Raw genomic sequence first — 18,328 nt, 5'->3', positions numbered from 1 at the left:
GCTTCGGACCGCGTTCCGCGGTCCTGCAGACGCCCGATGCCTACCCGGCCCGGCCCGCGGCGTGCCTCTTCGTTGCACTGCCCCGCGAAAACATGCGCCGCATCCCCTCGATGGAGCAAGGTGATGGGCGGTTTCAGGCGGTGAGTGCAACGGCGTTGTCGTCGAGTAATTTTTGCATGAGTTCGGCGGGTGTTTTCCAGCCGTGGCGTTTGCGGGGTCGGGTGTTGAGTTGGCGTTCGGCCTCGGCGAATGCTTCTGGGGGATAGTCGTTCAGGTCGGTGCCTTTAGGGAAGTAGTCGCGCAACAGGCCGTTGGTGTTCTCGTTGGACCCGCGCTGCCAGGGCGAATGCGGGTCGGCGAAATACACCTTCGTTTTGGTCCGGCTGGTCAGGTCTTTCGCGTTCGCCATCTCCCCTCCCTGGTCCCACGTGATCGTCTCGCGAAGCGTGAGCGGGAAAGGGCTGATCATGTCGGCGAGCACGTCGATCACACTTGCCGTGTCGTGGCACGCTGGCAGGGGCCGGACGAGCAGGTAGCCCGTGGTGCGTTCCACCAGGGTGATCGCGGCGCTCTTGTTGTTCGCCCCCACGATCAGATCCCCCTCCCAATGGCCCGGAACCTGGCGTCCTTCCACCTCTTGGGGCCGGTCCACGATCCTGGCGCCCTCCCCCCACGACTTCCCCTTCGAGCGCGCCAGAGCCAGCGGCGAACGCGCCAGGCGACGCGTGCGCCCCGACCGCAACGCCTTTTCCACCTTGAGCTCTTGACGCAACGCGCCGCGCCCATGCACATACAGGGCCTGATAGATCGTCTCCGGGCTGATCGTCACCCCCCTATTGTCCCCACACGCCCAGGCCCGCGAGATCTGCTCAGGCGACCAGTGCTCGTTAAGCTTGGCGACCACGAAGGCGCGCAGCCGAGGATCCTCCAGCTTGAACGGCTTGGGACGAGCCCGCCTCCCGGCAGCCTCCTCATGAGCGCGTACCGCCCGATACTGGCCGCCCCCACGATCCAACTCCCGCTTCACCGTCGAGGCCGCCACCCCAAGCTCGCGGGCGATCCCCCGCATGCTCATCCCCTGACCGTGCAAGTACTCGATGAGCTGGCGGCCCCCGATCGTCAACCGGGCCCCATGCCCGACCCCGCTGACCAGCCCCTCCACAGGGTCGGCGGGCGCACCGCCCACCCACCCGCCTCGCGAACCCACACGAAACGTCATGCCCCAATCTTTGGCCCACTTGCGGATCGTGCACACCGCGACACCCACCCGCAAATGCACCTGCCTAACCGGCACACCCTCAATCAGCAGATCCAACACCTGGCGGCGAACCGCCTCAGAACAACGAAAACCCACAGCAACCACCCCACACACTCAAGGCGTTGCACTCACCACCTGAAACCGCCATGCTTTCGACGCTCGAAGGTAATGCTCTCGGCGGAGGGGCGAGGCGCGAAGGGGGGGCTGAGGAACGGTCAGTCGTCGACGGTGACGGTCGTTCGCACGAGCCCGAAGCCGAAGTTGTCGAGAACGTGCTCGAGGCGCTCGGGAGCGACCGAGCCGTTGCGCGTGAGGACCGTGTAGTCCTCCCCGAATTGGTGGGTCGTGAGATTCGTCGGGGTGAAGCCGTTGCGCTCGTAGAAGGCGAGGCGCTTGAGACGCTGCTCGGCGTTCTCCGCGTCCTCCTCGACCGGCTCGATCTCGAGGACGTGGACCTTGTCGGGATAGCGGCGCTGGAACTCCTGGAGGATCCGCGTCCCCACTCCGCGAGAGCGCAGCGTTTGATCGACCGCGAGGAACCCGATGTACGCGAGATCCTGGATGACGTACGCGTAGGAGAGCGCGCAGGGGGCGGAGGCTCCCTCCTCGAACCAGGCGAGGAAGTGGCAGGAGCGGCGCAGGGAGATCGCGTGGAGGAGGGGGAGGGGAAGCTGCTCGGCCTTCGGGAAGGACCGCAGATAGAGGCGTCGGACGGCCCGCGAGGTCCTCCCGAAGAACGGTACGGGCACTGCGCGCAGTTTCCGATGATCCATGCCCCCAGCCTACGACCCCGCGCGAGAGGCGCCTCGGGACCTGATCTACGCTGATGACATGCTCGAACTCCGAGGGATCACGAAGGCCTATCGGACCGCGTCCCTCACCCAGGTCGCCCTCGACTCCGTGTCCCTCGCCTTCAGGGACAACGAGTTCGTCGCGATCCTCGGCCAGTCCGGATCCGGCAAGACGACGATGCTCAACGTCATCGGCGGGCTCGACCACTTCGATTCGGGCGACCTCCTCATCGACTCGATCTCGACGAAGGACTACCGCGACCGCGACTGGGACGCCTACCGGAACAACCGGATCGGCTTCGTCTTCCAGTCCTACAACCTCATCCCGCACCAGTCCGTCCTCGCGAACGTCGAGCTCGCTCTCACCCTCTCCGGCGTCGGCCGCAGGGCGCGTCGGGCCCGCGCTCTCGAGGCGCTCGAGCGGGTGGGGCTCGCCGACCACGTCCACAAGCGGCCCTCGCAGCTCTCCGGCGGTCAGATGCAGCGCGTCGCCATCGCCCGCGCCCTCGTCAACGATCCCGAGATCGTCCTCGCCGACGAGCCGACGGGCGCCCTCGACTCCCAGACGTCGATCCAGGTGATGGACCTGCTCCGCGAGGTCGCCGAGGATCGACTCGTCGTCATGGTCACCCACAACCCGCAGCTCGCCGAGCAGTACGCGACGCGCATCGTCGAGCTCGCCGACGGGCGCATCGTCTCCGACTCGCAGCCCTTCGCGCCCCCGCCCTCGGGCGCCCGCGAGGCGAAGACCGCCCGGCGCACCTCGATGTCCCCGCTCACCGCCCTCTCCCTCTCCGCGCGCAACCTCGCGACGAAGAAGGGCCGGACGATCATGACGTCCTTCGCCGGCTCCATCGGCATCATCGGCATCGCCGCGATCCTCGCCCTCGCGAACGGCGTCAACGACTACATCGCCCGCACCGAGGAGAACGCCCTCACCTCGTATCCGCTCACCATCACGCAGGCCGGCGTCGACATGACCGCGATGATGCAGGGCGCGGCGGAGGACGCCGCGACCGTCAAGGCCCAGTCCGGCGAGGTCGTCTCCCGCCCCGCGTTCGCCGCGATGGCGAACTCGCGGACGACGAACGACCTCGAGTCGCTGAAGTCCTACTTCGACCGCGATGGCGGACGTATCGACGAGCACGTCGCCGCCATCGAGTACCAGTACGACGCGAAGCCGCGCATCTACCGGACGGACACGTCGGAGGGCGTCGTCCAGCTCAACCCCGAGCAGGCGTTCTCCACGCTCTCGAGCGCCTCGCAGGTGAGCCCCTTCTCGTCCTACATCCAGACCGACGCCTTCGACCAGCTCCCCGCGAGCGCCTCGCTCTACGAGGACGACTACTCCGTCCTCGCCGGGCACTGGCCGAGCACCGATCACGAGCTCGTCCTCGTCGTCGACTCCGACGGCGCGATGCCCGATCTCCTCGAGTACACGCTGGGACTCAAGGATCACTCCGAACTCGACCGGCTCATGGAGTCCTACTACTCCGGCTCGGGCGCCGCGGGCTCCGGTTCGCAGTCCGGCGCCTCGGCCGCGAAGTCGGGCGACGAGGACGGGGCCCAGTCCGGAGCGGCCGCCTACGACTACGACCGCATCCTCGGAACGACCTTCACCCTCGTCCCCGCCTCCTCCCTCTACACCTACGACGCGGAGCACGGCGTCTGGGTCGATCAATCCGGCGACTCGGCCTTCATGAAGGACGCGATCGCGAAGGGGGAGACTCTGCGGATCTCCGGAATCGTCCAGGCGAAGGACTCGGATACGACGATCCTCGGCCAGGGGATCCTCTACACGGCGGGCCTCACGCAGGAGGTGATGGACGACGCCGCGGCGTCCCAGATCGTCAAGGACCAGATCGCCCGCCCCGACACCGACGTCTTCAGCGGGAAGAGCTTCGACGACCTCGCGAAGGGCGCGGGGGAAACCGGCTTCGACATGTCCTCCCTCTTCACGATCGACGGGTCGAAGCTCCAATCGGCGTTCCGGATCGACCCGAGCGCCCTCCAGATGGACCTGTCCGGCCTCGACTTCTCGGGCATCGACGCCTCGGCGATCGATCCGGGCTCCTTCGACATGTCGGGACTCGATCTGTCGACGCTCGATCTCTCCGATCTCGGGTCCTCGATCGATCTCACCGGAATCACGGCCTCCGACCTCGACCTCGCGGACCTCGTGACGACGTACCCGCAGCTCGCCGACATCGACTGGGCGGCGATCGTGTCGAAGGCGCTCGCGGGAGGGGCGATCGCCCCGGGAGCCGGCGACGCCCTCGCCCAGACCGTGTCCGATCTCGCCCAGGGCTACATCGCCTACTACCAGGCGAACGCGGACACCAACGGCGACGGCGTCCCCGATGCCGACCCCGGCGCGCTCGCGAGCGCCTACATGGCGACCCCCGAGGTCCGCACCGCCCTCGAGGAGACCCTGAATTCCGGGAAGGTCGTCGACACCGCGGCGCTCACGAGCAACCTCGCCTCCGCCCTCGGCGACGACCCCGCCCTCGAGCAGGTCGCGAGCGACGTGTCCGCGAAGCTCGCGGACGCGATCGGGCGGACGGTCGCCGAGCAGATGGGGACCGCGCTCTCCTCGAAGATCTCCCAGGTCCTCTCCACCTACGTCTCGCAGACGATGACGAGCGCGATGACGCAGATGATGACGCAGATCCAGACGGCGATCCAGTCGCAGATGCAGCAGGCGATGAGCCGCCTCGCGACCTCGATGCAGAGCGCGTTCTCCTTCGACCAGTCCGCCTTCGCCGACGCCTTCCAGGCGAAGATGAGCCCCGAGGACCTCCAGAAGCTCCTCGCCACCATGATGTCGACCGCTCCCGCGACCTACGATTCGAACCTCGCGAAGCTCGGCTGGGCGGACGCCAAGGCGCCCTCGCAGATCGACGTCTACCCGACGACCTTCGAGGACAAGGACGCCGTCAAGGCGATCATCGAGCACTACAACGACGCCGCGAAGGCGGCCGGCGACGACGCCCGCGTCATCACCTACACGGACCTCGTGGGCCTCCTCATGAGCTCGGTGACCCGCATCATCGACATCATGAAGTGGATGCTCATCGCCTTCGTCTCGATCTCGCTCGTCGTCTCCTCGATCATGATCGCGATCATCACCTTCATCTCCGTCCTCGAGCGGAAGAAGGAGATCGGCATCCTCCGCTCGATCGGCGCGTCGAAGCGGGACGTCTCCCACGTCTTCAACGCGGAGACCGTCATCGAGGGCCTCCTCGCCGGCGTCATGGGCGTCGGCATCACCCTCGTCCTCGCGGCGGTCGCCAACGCGATCGTCGCGGCGAGGCTCGACGTCTCGAACATCGCGCAACTGCCGCTCGGCGCCGGGCTCGTCCTCATCGCGATCTCGGTGCTCCTCACCCTCATCGCCGGGCTCGTCCCCGCGCGCAAGGCCGCGAGAGAGGACCCGGTCGAGGCGCTCCGCAGCGAGTAGGCTCGAGGCGGCGCGCCCGCGCCGACCAGACCACCGGAGCCCACCGGAGGAGGAGCCGTGCCCACCCCGTCCGTCCTCGCCACCGAGAAGACCGTCGCCGTCCTCATCGCCCCCGGACTCGAGGAGGTAGAGGCGCTCGCCGTCGTCGACTGCCTCTACCGCGCGGGCGTCCGCGCCGACCTCATCGCCGTCGCCGACGACCCGGTCGTCGAGTCGAGCCACGGCGTCCGCCTCGTCGCCGACCTGCTCCTCGCCGACGCCGACCTCGCGTCCTACGACGTTCTCTTCCTCCCCGGCGGCATGCCCGGCACCACCAATCTCGAGGCGAACGAGACGATCGCCGCCGAGCTCGATCGTCGCTCCGACGCGGGCCTCGCGGTCGCCGCGATCTGTGCCGCGCCCTCGATCCTCGCGAAGCGCGGGCACCTCGCCGGCCGCCTCGCGACCTCGAACCCCGGATTCCTCCACGTCCTCGAGGAGCACGGCGCGCTCGTCTCCGAGGAGCGGGCCGTCGTCGACGGCGAGATCCTCACCTCCCGCGGCGCGGGCACGGCCCTCGACCTCGGGATCGCGCTCGTCGAGCACCTCCTCGACGAGGATACGGCCGCGCGCGTGTCCGCCGCCCTCGTCCGCTGACCCCACCCGCGCCGGCGCCCTCGAGGCGTCGGCGCACCGACGTAGAAGGACCGTGATGAACGGCACGATGCTCCAGGGCTTCTCCTGGTACCTCCCCTCCGACTCCCGCCACTGGGCGCGGATCGCCGAGAACGCGGCGAAGTACGCCGAGCTCGGCGTCACCGCCGTGTGGCTCCCGCCCGCCTACAAGGGGCAGGCCGGCGCCTCGGACGTCGGCTACGGCGTCTACGACCTCTTCGACCTCGGCGAGTTCGACCAGAAGGGGAGCGTGCCGACGAAGTACGGGACGAAGGACGAGTACCTCGCGGCGATCCGCGCCCTCCAGGACGCGGGCATCCAGGTCCTCGCCGACACGGTCCTCAACCACAAGATGGGCGCGGATGGCACCGAGACCGTCACCGCCACCCCCATCGACCAGGGGAACCGCACCGTCGAGGTCGCCGGCCCCGAGCGGATCGAGGCGTGGACCCGCTTCGACTTCCCGGGCCGCGCCGACGCCTACTCCGACTTCCACTGGGACTCGACGTGCTTCCACGGCACCGACTGGGACGAGGCGACCGGCCGCAAGGGCCTCTGGCTCTTCGAGGGCAAGGAGTGGAATCCGCAGGTCGACCTCGAGCTGGGGAACTTCGACTACCTCATGGGCGCCGACGTCCACCTCACCGAGCCGAAGGTCTTCGACGAGCTCGTCCGCTGGGGATCCTGGTTCCTCGAGACGACTGGCGTCGATGGGCTGCGCATGGACGCCCTCAAGCACATGGGCCGCGACTTCACGATGGCCTGGCTCGAGCGGATGCGCGAGGAGACGGGCCGCGAGCTCTTCACCGTCGGCGAGTACTGGACGCAGAACCTCGACGAGCTGCGCGGATTCATCGGCGAGGACCGTTCGCTCAGCCTCTTCGACGTCCCCCTCCACTTCGCGCTCCACCACGCCTCGAACGGGAACGGCGAGTTCGACCTCGGCGGGATCTTCAACGGGACCCTCGCCCAGGCCGATCCGACGATGGCGGTGACCTTCGTCGAGAACCACGACACGCAGGCCGGTCAGTCCCTCCAGTCGCCGGTCGCCGACTGGTTCAAGCCCGCCGCCTACGCGCTGATCCTCCTGCGCGAGGCTGGCTACCCCTGCGTCTTCCAGGCCGACCTCGAGGGCACCGTGGGTGAGAACGCCGTCGCCCCGGTCCCCGGGCTCGAGACGCTCATGCGCCTGCGCTCGACGCACGCCTACGGCGCCCAGCGCGACGTCTTCGACGACCGCCACGTCATCGGCTGGAGCCGCGAGGGGAACGACCCCGCGGGCGGCCTCGCGGTCGTCGTCTCCGAGTCCGGGGCGTCCTCGAAGCGCCTCGAGGTCGGAGCCTCCCACGCCGGGCAGACGTGGACCTGCGCCCTCGGCGATGAGGAGGACGTCGTCATCGACGAGGACGGGGCCGCGATCTTCCCGGTCGGCGACCCGGGCCTCTCCGTGTTCATCCCCCGGGTCTGAGGAGGCTCCCGGGTGCGGCCGCGCGCCCGCCGGGCGGGGAGGAACAAGGCGCTGGGCCGTCCGGCGGCCGGCGCCTCCCGCGCGGCGGGCCCGGGCGCCGGGGTCGTACCCTGGGGGACGTGCTGCCCACCGACTTCTCCGCCCTCGTCGCCTCCCGGCGCTCGACGCGCGACTTCACCGATCGAACCGTGCCCGACAGTGTCCTCGAGGAGATCCTCGCCGACGCGGCCGCTGCGCCCAGCTGGTCGAACACCCGGCCCTACATGCTCGGACTCGCCGTCGGCGAGGACGCGCGGACCCTGACCGACGCCTACTGCGCGCTCTTCGACGCGTACACGGCCGCGAGGGCCGCGGGGACCGAACCGCCCGCGCCCGACGGGGATTTCGCCGTGTGGGCGCGCTACCCCGACGACCTGCGCCCGCGATCGGTCGAGCTCGGCCTCGCCCTCTACGAGACCCTCGGCATCGAGCGGGGCGATCGCGCGGCCCGCGACGCGTGGACGAGGCGGAACTTCGAGGCCTTCGGCGCGTCCGTCGTCGGACTCGTCTACGTCCACGAGGCCCTTCTCCCGTTCTCCGCCCTCGACGCGGGGATCATGTTCTCCACGCTCGCGCTCGCCGCGAAGGCCCGCTGCGTCGACTCGTGCCCGCTGGGGAATCTCGCCGTCTGGAGGACGCCTGGAGACCGGATGTTCGACGTCCCGGACGCCTACCGCCTTGTCACCGGTTTCGCCCTCGGCTACGCGAGCGACGCGCCCGTCAACTCCTTCGCAGCGGCGCGCCGACCGGTCGCCCTCGCCCCGCGCAGGAACGGGGAGGGGGAGTGATGGGTCACAAGAAGCGCACCTGGCCCGAGGAGCCCGCGCCCCTCGCCGCGCCCGTCATGGACAATCACACGCACCTTCCCGTCCATACGGGCGAGATCCCGACGGCCGACGGCGTGAAGCTCGACCTCGCCGAGCAGATCCGGCGGGCCCGGACCGCCGGCGTCGCCCTCCAGCTCTCGAGCGCCTGCGAGATCCCCGACTTCGATCCGATGCTTCAGATCGCCCGCGCCCACGAGGGCGTGCGCGTCGCCCTCGCCCTCCACCCCAACGAGGCCGCGCTCCACGCGGGCGTCGAAGAGCCCTCGCCCGACGGCCTCGTCCCGCGTCGCAAGGCCCACCACGTCCCCCTCGACGAGGCGCTCGCCGAGGTCGAGGCGCGCCTTGCCGACCCGATGGTCGTCGCGGTGGGGGAGACGGGGCTCGACTACTACCGGACCGCTGAGGAGGGGCGGGCGGCTCAGAAGCGCGCCTTCGCCGCCCACCTCGAGCTCGCCGCGGCCGCGGGACTCCCCCTCCAGATCCACGACCGCGAGGCGCACGCCGACTGCCTCGAGGTCCTCGGCCAGGTCGCGACGCCCGACCAGGGGATCGTCTTCCACTGCTTCTCCGGCGACGGGGAACTCGCCCGCGCGCTCGCGGCCCACGGGTGGTACGCGTCCTTCGCCGGCCCGATCACCTACCCGGCGAACGAGGGCCTGCGCGAGGGCCTCGCGGCGATGCCGCGCGACCTCGTCCTCGTCGAGACCGACGCGCCCTACCTCACTCCGGCGCCCCACCGCGGGGCGCCCAACGCCTCCTACGTGATGGTTCACACGGTCCGCTTCATCGCCGACCTCTGGGGCGTCGGCGAGGCTGAGGCGTGCGACCAGCTCATGGCGAATTCGCGCCGCGTCTACGGGACATGGTGACGGCGCCCTCGAGGTGATGCGGGCGTCCGCATTTCAAGCGCGGATCGCGTGAGATGGAACACGAAAGCGCGCGCGAATGGTCACGGATTCATTACGGTGGGGGAGTCAGTCCGCGGGCATCCGGGATTTCCCCTAGGGGATCGAACGGATCGGAGCGGAACCCACGAAGTCTGGAGCCACGTGAACATCACGCACCCCTCGCGCCGCACCGTCATCTCCGCCGCCTCCGCGCTCGCGCTCGCCATGACCGCGACCGCCGGCACGGCCGTCGCCGCCGCCCACCACGAGCTCACCCTCGAGGTCGACGGCGTCTCCCAGCCCGTCACGGGCTTCTACGCGACCGTCGATGACGTCCTCGCGGCGCAGGGCGTGAAGGTCGGCTCGCACGACCTCGTCGCCCCGGCCGTCGACACCGCCGTCTCCGACGGCGAGACGATCGTCGTCCGCTCCGCGACCTCCTACGACGTCACCGTCGACGGCAAGGCCATCACCGCCTGGTCGACCGCCGATTCCATCGACGGAGTGCTCGACGGCGTCTCGAAGACCGGCTCCATCGTCCTCGCCGCCGACCGTTCGAACCTGCGCGCCCAGATGCCCGTCATCTCCGAGGCCCAGAAGGTCGACGTCCTCGTCGACGGCCAGACGATTCCGGTCGACGCCGCCGTCGGCGACACCGCGGACGCGCTGCTGAAGAAGGCCGGCGTCACCCTCGGCGACCTCGACACCGTCGACTTCGTCGCGAAGGCCGGCACGACGACGATCAAAGTCACCCGCATCACCCGCGGCAACGTCGACGTCACCGAGGCGATCGCCTACCAGACCCAGGAGCAGGACGACTCCTCCCTCTACGTCGGCGACTCCAAGGTCGTGCAGGAGGGCCAGGACGGCTCGAGGACGACGACCTACTTCCGCGAGACCGTCGACGGGCAGATCACCGTCAACGTCCAGGTCGCCCGGTCGACGACCGATCCGGTGACGAAGATCGTCGCCGTCGGCACGAAGGAGAAGCCGGTCGCGACGACGACCTCCTCGTCGTCGTCCTCGTCCTCTTCGTCATCGTCTTCGTCCTACTCGGCCCCCGCCGCGACCTCCTCGGCCGCGTCGGGCGACGTGTGGGCGGCGCTCGCCCAGTGCGAGTCCGGCGGCAACCCGGCGACGAACACCGGCAACGGCTACTACGGCATGTACCAGTTCACGCTCTCGACCTGGCAGTCCCTCGGCGGGACCGGCCTTCCCTCGGACGCCTCCGCGGCCGAGCAGACCGCCCTCGCCCAGGCGCTGCAGGCGCGCTCCGGCTGGGGCCAGTGGCCCGCGTGCGCGCGCAGCCTCGGGCTCTACTGATCCGAACCATTGCGATGGGCGGGCGCGTCGCGCCCGCCCATCGCGCATTCCCCGGCGCGTCGCCTTGCGTGCGCCTCATCACGCTCTCCCGATGCGCTCGCCCCGCGAGCGTCGGAGCGCGTACCGTTGAGTGAACCCCCGAGACGAAGGACCCCTTTGTGAGCAGCGAGCAGGCCGCGGGCCGCCACGGCGCCCGAGAGCCCCGTCGTCGATGGATCTGGGCGCCCTCGAGGCGCACCGTCCTCGCCTCCGCCGCATCCGCGTCCGCGCTCCTCGTCCTCGTCGCGGGAGCCGGGGTCGCGCAGGCCCGCTCCACCGTCACCCTCGAGGTCGATGGCGTCTCCCAGCCGATTGTCACCTGGGGGAGCAACGTCGCCTCCGTCCTCGACGCCGCGGGCGTGAAGGCCGGCGCCCACGACCTCGTGCAGCCCGAACTCGCCGCGTCCGTCGACGACGGCGCCACCGTCGTCGTCCGCACCGCCCACCCGTACTCGCTTGCCGTCGACGGCCGGGCGCGCACGATCTGGTCGACCTCCGCCTCCGCCGACGCGATCCTCGCCGACTCGGCCGCGCTCGGATCCTCCGTCTCCCTCGCCGCCGACCGCTCGAGCGTCCGCGGCACCGCCGTCCCCCTCGTCACCCGCGCCCGCACCGTCGCCGTCGTCGCCGATGGAAGGACGACGAGCGTCGCCGCCCGCGAGGGCGAGGACGCCGCGGCCGTCCTCGGGCGGGCGGGCGTCGAGGTCCGCCCGAACGACCGCGTCTCTGTGTCGAACGGCGCCGACGGCGCCCTGACGATCACCGTGGCCCGCGTGAGCCGCGGGGATATGACGAGCGACATCCCCGTCGCCTACGCGGAGCAGACCGTCGCCTCCGGCGATCTCTTCGTCGGGGAGTCCAAGGTGACGACGAAGGGCGTCAACGGCGTCGCCCGGCGCACCCAGTGGACGGAGACCGTCGACGGCGCCGCGACGACCGCGGTGACGACCGCTGAGCAGGTGACGACCGCGCCGACGACGCAGATCCGCTCGACCGGGACGAAGGAGGCGACGCCGCAGGCGCTCCTCATCGCTGGCATCGACCCGAAGGCGCAGCTCGAGAGCGGGACGGACGAGTACGGCGACGCCTACACGCTCTACCGGGCGCAGATCGGCTCGCTCTCCTCGATCTCCGAGATCGAGGCGATCATCAACGCGATCCCGGACCAGGCCGACAAGGCCGCCGCGGCCGCCGCCGCCCAGCGCGCGGGCCTCGCGATCTCCTACACCGGCCAGGATCCCAAGGAGATCGCCGCGATCCAGGTCGCCGCCCGCGGGTGGGGGTCCGACCAGTACCAGTGCCTCGTCAACCTGTGGAACCGCGAGTCCCACTGGAACCCCTACGCCGAGAACGCCTCCTCGGGCGCCTACGGCATTCCGCAGGCGCTCCCGGGATCGAAGATGGCCTCCGCGGGCGCCGACTGGCGGACCAATCCCGCCACGCAGATCACCTGGGGCCTCGGCTACATCGCGGGCCGCTACGGCACCCCCTGCGCCGCCTGGGGCCACTCGAACGGGTACGGCTGGTACTGAGTCGTACCACCACTAGAATCCACCCGTGACCCGAACTCCCAGACGCGCGCCCGCACGCCGCCTCGACCCGACTCTGCCCGAGGGCGCGCAGCCCTCGGACTCCGGCCTCCTCGGCCCGCTCGAGGTGAAGGCGATCGCCGACGCCCTCGGCATCCGCCCGACGAAGGTGCTCGGGCAGAACTTCGTCCACGACGCCGGCACCGTCCGCAGGATCGTCCGCGCCGGCGGCGTCGAGGCGGGCGACGAGGTCGTCGAGGTCGGTCCCGGCCTCGGGTCCCTCACGCTCGCGATCCTCGAGGTCGGCGCTCGCGTCCGCGCCGTCGAGATCGACCCGCCCCTCGCAGCGGCCCTCCCCGAGACGGTCCGCGCCCGCATGCCCGAGGCCGCCGACCGCTTCCACGTCGTCTGCGAGGACGCCACGAAGATCGCCGGCGTCGAGGACCTCGGGACAGACTGGCCCGCGCCGACGAAGCTCGTCGCGAACCTCCCGTACAACGTCGCCGTGCCAGTGCTCCTCGCGATGCTCGAGGCCCTGCCGACGCTCACCGACGTCCTCGTCATGGTCCAGGCCGAGGTCGCCGACCGCCTCTCGGCCGGCCCCGGCTCGCGCACCTACGGCGTCCCCTCGGTCAAGGCCGCCTGGTACGGCACCGCGGAGCGGGCCGGCACGATCGGCCGCACCGTCTTCTGGCCCGTCCCGGGCGTCGACTCCGCCCTCGTCCGCCTGCGCAGGACGGGCGAGCCGCGCGGGGACGAGGAGCTGCGCCGCGCGACCTTCGAGGCCTGCGACGTCGCCTTCGGCCAGCGCCGCAAGACCCTGCGCGCCGCCCTCAAGACCTGGGCCGGGTCGCCCGCCGCCGCTGAGGCCCTCCTCGACCGCGCCGGCATCGACCCCTCCGTCCGCGGTGAGACTCTTGGCATCGACGAGTTCGTCCGCCTCGGTCGCGCTGTCCTCGACCTGCGGGCGGAGGGCGTCCTCGCCGAGCGCGTCGACCCGCGCGCGCCGAAGTCGATCGACGAGGACGCGGCGGAGAACCCGGATGCGTGAGGCGATCGCGAGCGCGCCCGGCAAGGTCAACCTCACCCTGCGCGTCGGCGCGTCGACCCCGGACGGCTATCACCCGCTCGTCACCGTCTTCGAGGCCCTCGACCTGCGCGAGACCGTGCGCGTGCGGACGTCCCGGACGCCCGGGATCCGCGTGGAGACGACCGCGCACCGGCCCGACGGCTCGCTCGACCGGGAGACGACCGCGGCGATGGCGGACCTCGATCCGCAGACCCACCTCGCCGTTCGCGCGGCGAAGGCCCTCCAGAGGCTGGCGATGGCCGGACCTTGGGCGCAGACCGCCGCGGGACTCGACATCCGGGTCGACAAGCGCGTCCCCATGACCGGCGGGATGGCCGGCGGCTCGGCGGACGCGGCCGCCGCCCTCGTCGCCTGCAACGCCCTCTGGGAGCTCGGGCTCTCGCCCGAGCAGCTCGAGCTCATCGGTCGGACGCTCGGGGCCGACGTGCCCGCGTGCCTCGCGGGCGGCATCGCGCTCGGCACCGGGCGCGGCGATCGGATGCGCGTCCTCGGCGCGGGGGAGGCGCCGCGTCACCACTGGGCGATCGCCCTCGCCCATGGGGGACTCTCGACCCCCGAGGTCTTCCGCGCGCTCGACGCCGCCGGGGGCCCGTCAGGGCGATGGACCGACCTCGAGGAGCCGGGGGAGGCGGAGGTCGCCGCCCTCACGGGCGAGGCGCTCGGCCTTCCCGCCGCCCTCGTCAACGACCTCCAGGACACCGCGCTCTCGCTGCGCCCCGACCTCGCCGCGACCTTCGACGCCGCGCGAGCCGCCGGCGCACTCGCCGTCCTCCTCTGCGGCTCGGGCCCCTCGATCGCGTCGCTCGCGCGCGACGACGAGGACGCCGCCCGGATCGCCGACGCCCTCTCCGCCCTTCCCGGCGTCGCCGCCGCCTCCCCGACCGCCGGTCCCGTGCCCGGCGCGCGGCTCGAGGAGGAGCGCTGATGGCCCACCTCCTCGGGACGCAGTCCCTCTCCGTCCTCGCCGGCTCGCGCAAGCTCCTCGCCGACGTCACCGTCGGACTCGAGGACGGCTCGCGCGTCGGCATCCTCGGGCCTAACGGCGCCGGCAAGTCGACGCTCCTGCGGCTCGTCGCCGGACTCCAGGAGCCCGACGGCGGCCTCCTCACGAAGCGCGACGGCGTCCGCGTCGTCGTCCTCGACCAGGTCGACGCGCTCGACCCCGATCTCCGGGTCGTCGACGCCGTCCACCCAGGACTCGCCGAGTACGAGTGGGCCTCGGACCCGGCCGTCCGCGACGTCCACGCCGGGCTCCTCGCCGACATCGACCTCGACGCGCAGGTGGGAACTCTGTCGGGCGGTCAGCGCCGCCGCGTGGCGCTCGCCCGGGTGCTCGCCGCGCCCTCGGACGTCGTGTGCCTCGACGAGCCGACGAACCACCTCGACGTCGAGGGCGTCGCCTGGCTCGCCGCCCACCTCAACTCCCGCTTCGCGAAGCCCGGCGCCGTCGGCGCGCTCCTCGTCGTCACCCACGACCGCTGGTTCCTCGACGCCGTCTGCGAGCACATCTGGGAGGTCGTCCCCGGCATCGACCCGGGCGGCGACCGGCCGCAGATCGCGGGGAGGGTCGAGATCTACGACGGCTCCTACGCCGCCTACACGCTCGCCCGCGCCGAACGCGTCCGCCAGGCCGACGTCGCGGCCGTGAAGCGCAAGAACCTCCTCACGAAGGAGCTCGCCTGGCTGCGCCGGGGCGCTCCCGCCCGCACCTCGAAGCCGAAGTTCCACATCGAGGCCGCCGAAGCCCTCATCGCGGACGTCCCGCCGCCGCGCGACACGGTCGAGCTCGTGAAGATGGCGACCGCCCGACTCGGCAAGGACGTCCTCGACCTCGAGGACGTCACGCTCTCCTTCACCCGCCCCGACGGGTCGACGAACACTATCCTCGACTCGGCGACGCTGCGCCTCGCCCCCGGCGAGCGCGTCGGCGTCGTCGGCGTCAACGGCGCCGGCAAGACGACCCTCCTCAACCTCCTGCGCGGCGACCTCGCGCCCGATTCCGGGCGCGTGAAGCGCGGGAAGACCGTCGAGGTCGCGACCCTCTCCCAGGACACGCACGAGCTCGACGCCCTCGCCGACATGCGCGTCGTCGAAGCGGTCGCCGCCGTCGCGCAGACGGTCGTGGTCGACGGGAAGGACGTCTCCGCCTCGCAGATGACCGAGCGGATGGGCTTCACGCGCCAGCGCGCCTACACGCGCATCTCGGAGATCTCCGGCGGCGAGAGGCGGCGCCTCCAGCTCATGCGCCTCCTCATGGCCTCCCCGAACGTGCTCCTCCTCGACGAGCCGACGAACGACCTCGACACGGACACGCTCGCCGCGATGGAGGACCTCCTCGACTCCTTCCCCGGCACGCTCGTCGTCGTCTCGCACGACCGGTACCTGCTCGAGCGCGTGACCGATCACCAGGTGGCGCTGTTGGGCGACGGGACGATCCGCGCCCTGCCCGGCGGGGTCGAGCAGTACCTGCGCCTGCGGGCCGAGGGCGGGGCCGCGCAGGCCTCGCAGCCGACGCCCGCCGAAGCGCTGCCGCAGGCCCCGGCGCTGAGCGACGCCGCCGCGCGGCGGGCCGCGAAGAAGGAGGCGGATCGGATCGAGCGGCGCCTGGAGAGGCTCCGGAGCGAAGCGGGGGGTCTCGAGGCGCGCCTGGAAGCGCTCGGGCACGAGGTCGCATCGGATCCTTCCGCGGTGTCGGAGCTCCAGGAGGCGTCGGCACGGCATTTCCGCGCGCTGTCCGAGATCGCCGAGCTCGAGGACGCGTGGCTTCAGGCCGCCGAGCTCCTCGAATAGGCGTTCCCGCAGTCGGCGAGTCCGCGTCCTCGATGAATTAGATGAGGGAGACGCTCGGAAAAAACGCGTATTCCGCACCTCCCCCGGTGCGGAATCGGCCTGGGCGAGACTCGTATTGAATGCCTCTTGACCTGCGTGAATAGACCCTTTCTCGACGCCTGTCGTTTTTCGCGCTCCAATGGGATCATCCGCCTCGAAGGAATGGGATCGAGGCCCCGGATCATGAGGAGAGATCGAGATGCCCCTTGAAATGCCCCGAGTCCTGGACTGCTCCGTCGAGAGCTGCTCGTACAACAAGACCAAGAGCTGCGGCGCCGCCGCGATCACCGTCGGTTTCGCCCAGACCTGCACGACTTTCGTCCCGCTCAACGTCAGGGGCGGCCTCGAGACGGCGGCCCCCTTCGTCGGCGCCTGCCAGAAGGCAGACTGCGTCCACAACTCCGCGCTCGAATGCACCGCCGAGGCGATCCGAGTCGGCGCCACCACCGCCGACTGCCTCTCCTACGCCGCCCGCTGACCGGGGCCGAGCGGACCGACCGCCGTTCGCCCGGGCGGCCGCGGCGTGGCGGTCGGCGCCTCAGATCCCGCGGGGCGAGAAGTGCTCGGCGGCGAGGCGCAGCATCCCCTGGGCGAGTCCGTGCTGGTCGGTGCACAGGTCCCAGACGGCGTCCTCGCCCAGGACCGCGAGGGTCTGCGCCTCGTCTTCGGCGACGGCTTCGCGGTCGGCGAGCCAGGTCGTCTCGTAGGCGTCCATGAGGGGGCGCATCGCCTCGAAGAAGTCCTCGATCGCCTTCAGCCCCGCCTCTGCGGCTTCGACGCGCGCGAGGGCGTCGCGGTAGTGCCCCTCCATCCGCTCGAGTCGTTCGAGCGCCTCCGATCCGCTCACTCCGCCGCCCTCCCGCGTCCCTTCGCGCAGGCCGGGGCCTCGAAGGGGAGGAGGAGGGGGGTGAGGAGATCCGCGAGGCGGTGACGCGCCTCCTCGTCGAGCGGGGCGAGGACCGCCTCCTCGCAGGCCAGGAGTGAGGCGAGGGCGCCGTCGACGCGCGTGCGCCCCGGCTCGGTGAGGGTGACGAGAACGACCCGCCGGTCCTGGGGCGAGGGGGAGCGCGAGACGAGGCCCTTCGATTCGAGGCGGTCGATCCGGTTCGTCATCGTCCCGGAGGAGACGAGGAGCTCGGCCATGAGGGCGCCGGGGGTCAGGCCCGAAGCGCTGCCCGCCCTGCGCAAGGAGGACAGGACGTCGAACTCCCAGGGCTCGAGCCCGTGATCGGCGAAGGCCTTGCGCCGTTCGAGGTCGAGGCGCCGGGCGAGGCGGGAGACGCGCGAGAGGACGAGCATGGGGGAGGAGTCGAGGTCCGGGCGCTCCCTCGACCATGCGGCGACGATGCCTGCAACTTCATCCGCGAATCTCACGCGATTCAAGATACTCGATGTCGAGACTTCGGTCATTCCTTCGCCGCGCCGGGCTCCTGGCACACGAGCAGAGCCGGCTTCGGCTGCATGTGCCGCACGCCGTTCCACACGAGGTTCACCACGTGCACGGCGACTTCGTCCTTCTTCATGCGCCGCTCATCCAGCCACCACTGGCCGACCTGGGCGATGAGGCCCACGAGCATCTGCGCGTACAGCGGGGCGAGGGCCGGCGAGATGTCGCCCTTGGCGAACTGCTCGGCCAGGAGATGCTCGACCCTCGACGCGACATCGCCGAGGACCGAGGAGAAGGACCCCTGCGTCCGATCATTCGGCGCATCGCGCACAAGGACGCGGAAGCCGTCCGAATTCGATTCGATGTACTCGAGCAGGGCGAGCGTGGCGTTCTCCAAGAGGATCCGAGGGCGATCGGACGACTCCAGGGAGGAATGGAGGGAGGTGACGAGGGACTGGACTTCTCGGTCCACGACCACCGCGTACAGGCCCTCCTTGCCGCCGAAGTGCTCGTAGACGACGGGCTTGGACACCTTCGCCTTCGCGGCGATCTCCTCGACGCTCGTCGCATCGAAGCCCTTGAGCGCGAAAAGCGAGCGCCCGACCTCGACGAGCTGCTCCCGGCGCGCGAAGCCGCTCATCCGTGTGCGCTTCTGACCCATGCTCCGGATTATCCCACGCGAGGAGAGGATGCACTCCGAGGGGGAGGGGCGCTGCGGCTCGCACCCGGCCGAGGGCGTGCCACGCA

At 70.9% G+C, this 18,328-nt stretch carries 16 protein-coding genes; 11 read left to right on the top strand and 5 right to left on the bottom strand.

Annotated elements, in window-relative coordinates:
* Window positions 1-133: 133 nt before the first annotated feature.
* Window positions 134-1,315, bottom strand: a complete 1,182-nt coding sequence (locus tag DY157_RS06780; protein WP_160159473.1) for an IS30 family transposase — start codon at window positions 1,313-1,315, stop codon at window positions 134-136.
* Between the two features lie 158 nt (window positions 1,316-1,473).
* Window positions 1,474-2,031, bottom strand: a complete 558-nt coding sequence (locus DY157_RS06775) for a GNAT family N-acetyltransferase (RefSeq protein WP_115727794.1) — start codon at window positions 2,029-2,031, stop codon at window positions 1,474-1,476.
* A gap of 58 nt (window positions 2,032-2,089) precedes the next feature.
* On the opposite strand from DY157_RS06775, the gene DY157_RS06770 reads away from it, so the two are divergent.
* From DY157_RS06770 to DY157_RS06720, 11 genes are all read left to right on the top strand, one after another.
* Complete coding sequence (locus DY157_RS06770; RefSeq protein WP_115727972.1) at window positions 2,090-5,509, top strand: ABC transporter ATP-binding protein/permease; 3,420 nt, start codon at window positions 2,090-2,092, stop codon at window positions 5,507-5,509.
* Window positions 5,510-5,566: 57 nt separating this feature from the next.
* Window positions 5,567-6,145: a DJ-1 family glyoxalase III gene (locus tag DY157_RS06765; protein WP_115727793.1), complete on the top strand. Its 579-nt coding sequence runs from the start codon at window positions 5,567-5,569 to the stop codon at window positions 6,143-6,145.
* 55 nt (window positions 6,146-6,200) lie between these two features.
* Entirely contained in the window at window positions 6,201-7,631 is a 1,431-nt protein-coding gene (locus DY157_RS06760; RefSeq protein ID WP_115727792.1) for an alpha-amylase, read from the top strand.
* A gap of 119 nt (window positions 7,632-7,750) precedes the next feature.
* Window positions 7,751-8,458, top strand: a complete 708-nt coding sequence (locus DY157_RS06755) for a nitroreductase family protein (RefSeq protein ID WP_115727791.1) — start codon at window positions 7,751-7,753, stop codon at window positions 8,456-8,458.
* Window positions 8,458-9,366, top strand: a complete 909-nt coding sequence (locus DY157_RS06750) for a TatD family hydrolase (RefSeq protein ID WP_115727790.1) — start codon at window positions 8,458-8,460, stop codon at window positions 9,364-9,366. The genes DY157_RS06755 and DY157_RS06750 overlap by 1 nt, the downstream gene beginning before the upstream one ends.
* Window positions 9,367-9,546: 180 nt before the next feature.
* Window positions 9,547-10,707, top strand: coding sequence for a resuscitation-promoting factor (locus DY157_RS06745; RefSeq protein ID WP_235827091.1), 1,161 nt, complete (start codon window positions 9,547-9,549; stop codon window positions 10,705-10,707).
* Window positions 10,708-10,865: 158 nt separating this feature from the next.
* Window positions 10,866-12,278 (top strand): aggregation-promoting factor C-terminal-like domain-containing protein, encoded by a 1,413-nt coding sequence (locus DY157_RS06740; protein WP_235827090.1) that lies wholly within the window; start codon window positions 10,866-10,868, stop codon window positions 12,276-12,278.
* A gap of 25 nt (window positions 12,279-12,303) precedes the next feature.
* Window positions 12,304-13,326 (top strand): 16S rRNA (adenine(1518)-N(6)/adenine(1519)-N(6))-dimethyltransferase RsmA, encoded by a 1,023-nt coding sequence (gene rsmA, locus DY157_RS06735; protein ID WP_115727789.1) that lies wholly within the window; start codon window positions 12,304-12,306, stop codon window positions 13,324-13,326.
* Window positions 13,319-14,290 (top strand): 4-(cytidine 5'-diphospho)-2-C-methyl-D-erythritol kinase, encoded by a 972-nt coding sequence (gene ispE, locus DY157_RS06730; protein WP_115727788.1) that lies wholly within the window; start codon window positions 13,319-13,321, stop codon window positions 14,288-14,290. The genes rsmA and ispE overlap by 8 nt, the downstream gene beginning before the upstream one ends.
* The gene (locus DY157_RS06725) at window positions 14,290-16,155 is read left to right on the top strand and encodes an ABC-F family ATP-binding cassette domain-containing protein (protein ID WP_115727787.1); all 1,866 of its coding nucleotides are present in this window, start codon (window positions 14,290-14,292) and stop codon (window positions 16,153-16,155) included. The genes ispE and DY157_RS06725 overlap by 1 nt, the downstream gene beginning before the upstream one ends.
* Before the next feature lie 238 nt (window positions 16,156-16,393).
* A complete protein-coding gene (locus tag DY157_RS06720) occupies window positions 16,394-16,672 on the top strand; it encodes a DUF1540 domain-containing protein (protein WP_115727786.1) in 279 nt (92 codons plus the stop codon).
* 60 nt (window positions 16,673-16,732) lie between these two features.
* Here the strand turns inward: DY157_RS06720 and DY157_RS06715 are convergent, their stop codons facing one another.
* Genes DY157_RS06715 through DY157_RS06705 form a run of 3 tightly spaced genes read right to left on the bottom strand, consistent with a single transcriptional unit; the run spans window position 16,733 to window position 18,242 of the window.
* Window positions 16,733-17,041, bottom strand: a complete 309-nt coding sequence (locus tag DY157_RS06715; RefSeq protein WP_115727785.1) for a DUF4298 domain-containing protein — start codon at window positions 17,039-17,041, stop codon at window positions 16,733-16,735.
* Window positions 17,038-17,568 (bottom strand): MarR family winged helix-turn-helix transcriptional regulator, encoded by a 531-nt coding sequence (locus tag DY157_RS06710; RefSeq protein WP_235827089.1) that lies wholly within the window; start codon window positions 17,566-17,568, stop codon window positions 17,038-17,040. Before DY157_RS06710 ends, DY157_RS06715 begins: the two co-directional genes overlap by 4 nt.
* 32 nt (window positions 17,569-17,600) lie before the next feature.
* A complete protein-coding gene (locus DY157_RS06705) occupies window positions 17,601-18,242 on the bottom strand; it encodes a TetR/AcrR family transcriptional regulator (protein WP_115727783.1) in 642 nt (213 codons plus the stop codon).
* Window positions 18,243-18,328 lie beyond the last annotated feature (86 nt).

Source organism: Actinomyces culturomici, assembly GCF_900499005.1.
Lineage (GTDB): Bacteria > Actinomycetota > Actinomycetes > Actinomycetales > Actinomycetaceae > Pauljensenia > Pauljensenia culturomici.
This window is presented reverse-complemented; position numbering and strand designations above follow the sequence as displayed.

Coding starts and splice junctions, on each gene's coding strand:
- DY157_RS06775 (WP_115727794.1), bottom strand. CDS start 2,031: ATGGATCATCGGAAACTGCGCGCAGTGCCCGTACCGTTCTTCGGGAGG.
- DY157_RS06770 (WP_115727972.1), top strand. CDS start 2,090: ATGCTCGAACTCCGAGGGATCACGAAGGCCTATCGGACCGCGTCCCTC.
- DY157_RS06760 (WP_115727792.1), top strand. CDS start 6,201: ATGAACGGCACGATGCTCCAGGGCTTCTCCTGGTACCTCCCCTCCGAC.
- DY157_RS06750 (WP_115727790.1), top strand. CDS start 8,458: ATGGGTCACAAGAAGCGCACCTGGCCCGAGGAGCCCGCGCCCCTCGCC.
- ispE (WP_115727788.1), top strand. CDS start 13,319: ATGCGTGAGGCGATCGCGAGCGCGCCCGGCAAGGTCAACCTCACCCTG.
- DY157_RS06725 (WP_115727787.1), top strand. CDS start 14,290: ATGGCCCACCTCCTCGGGACGCAGTCCCTCTCCGTCCTCGCCGGCTCG.
- DY157_RS06720 (WP_115727786.1), top strand. CDS start 16,394: ATGCCCCTTGAAATGCCCCGAGTCCTGGACTGCTCCGTCGAGAGCTGC.
- DY157_RS06705 (WP_115727783.1), bottom strand. CDS start 18,242: ATGGGTCAGAAGCGCACACGGATGAGCGGCTTCGCGCGCCGGGAGCAG.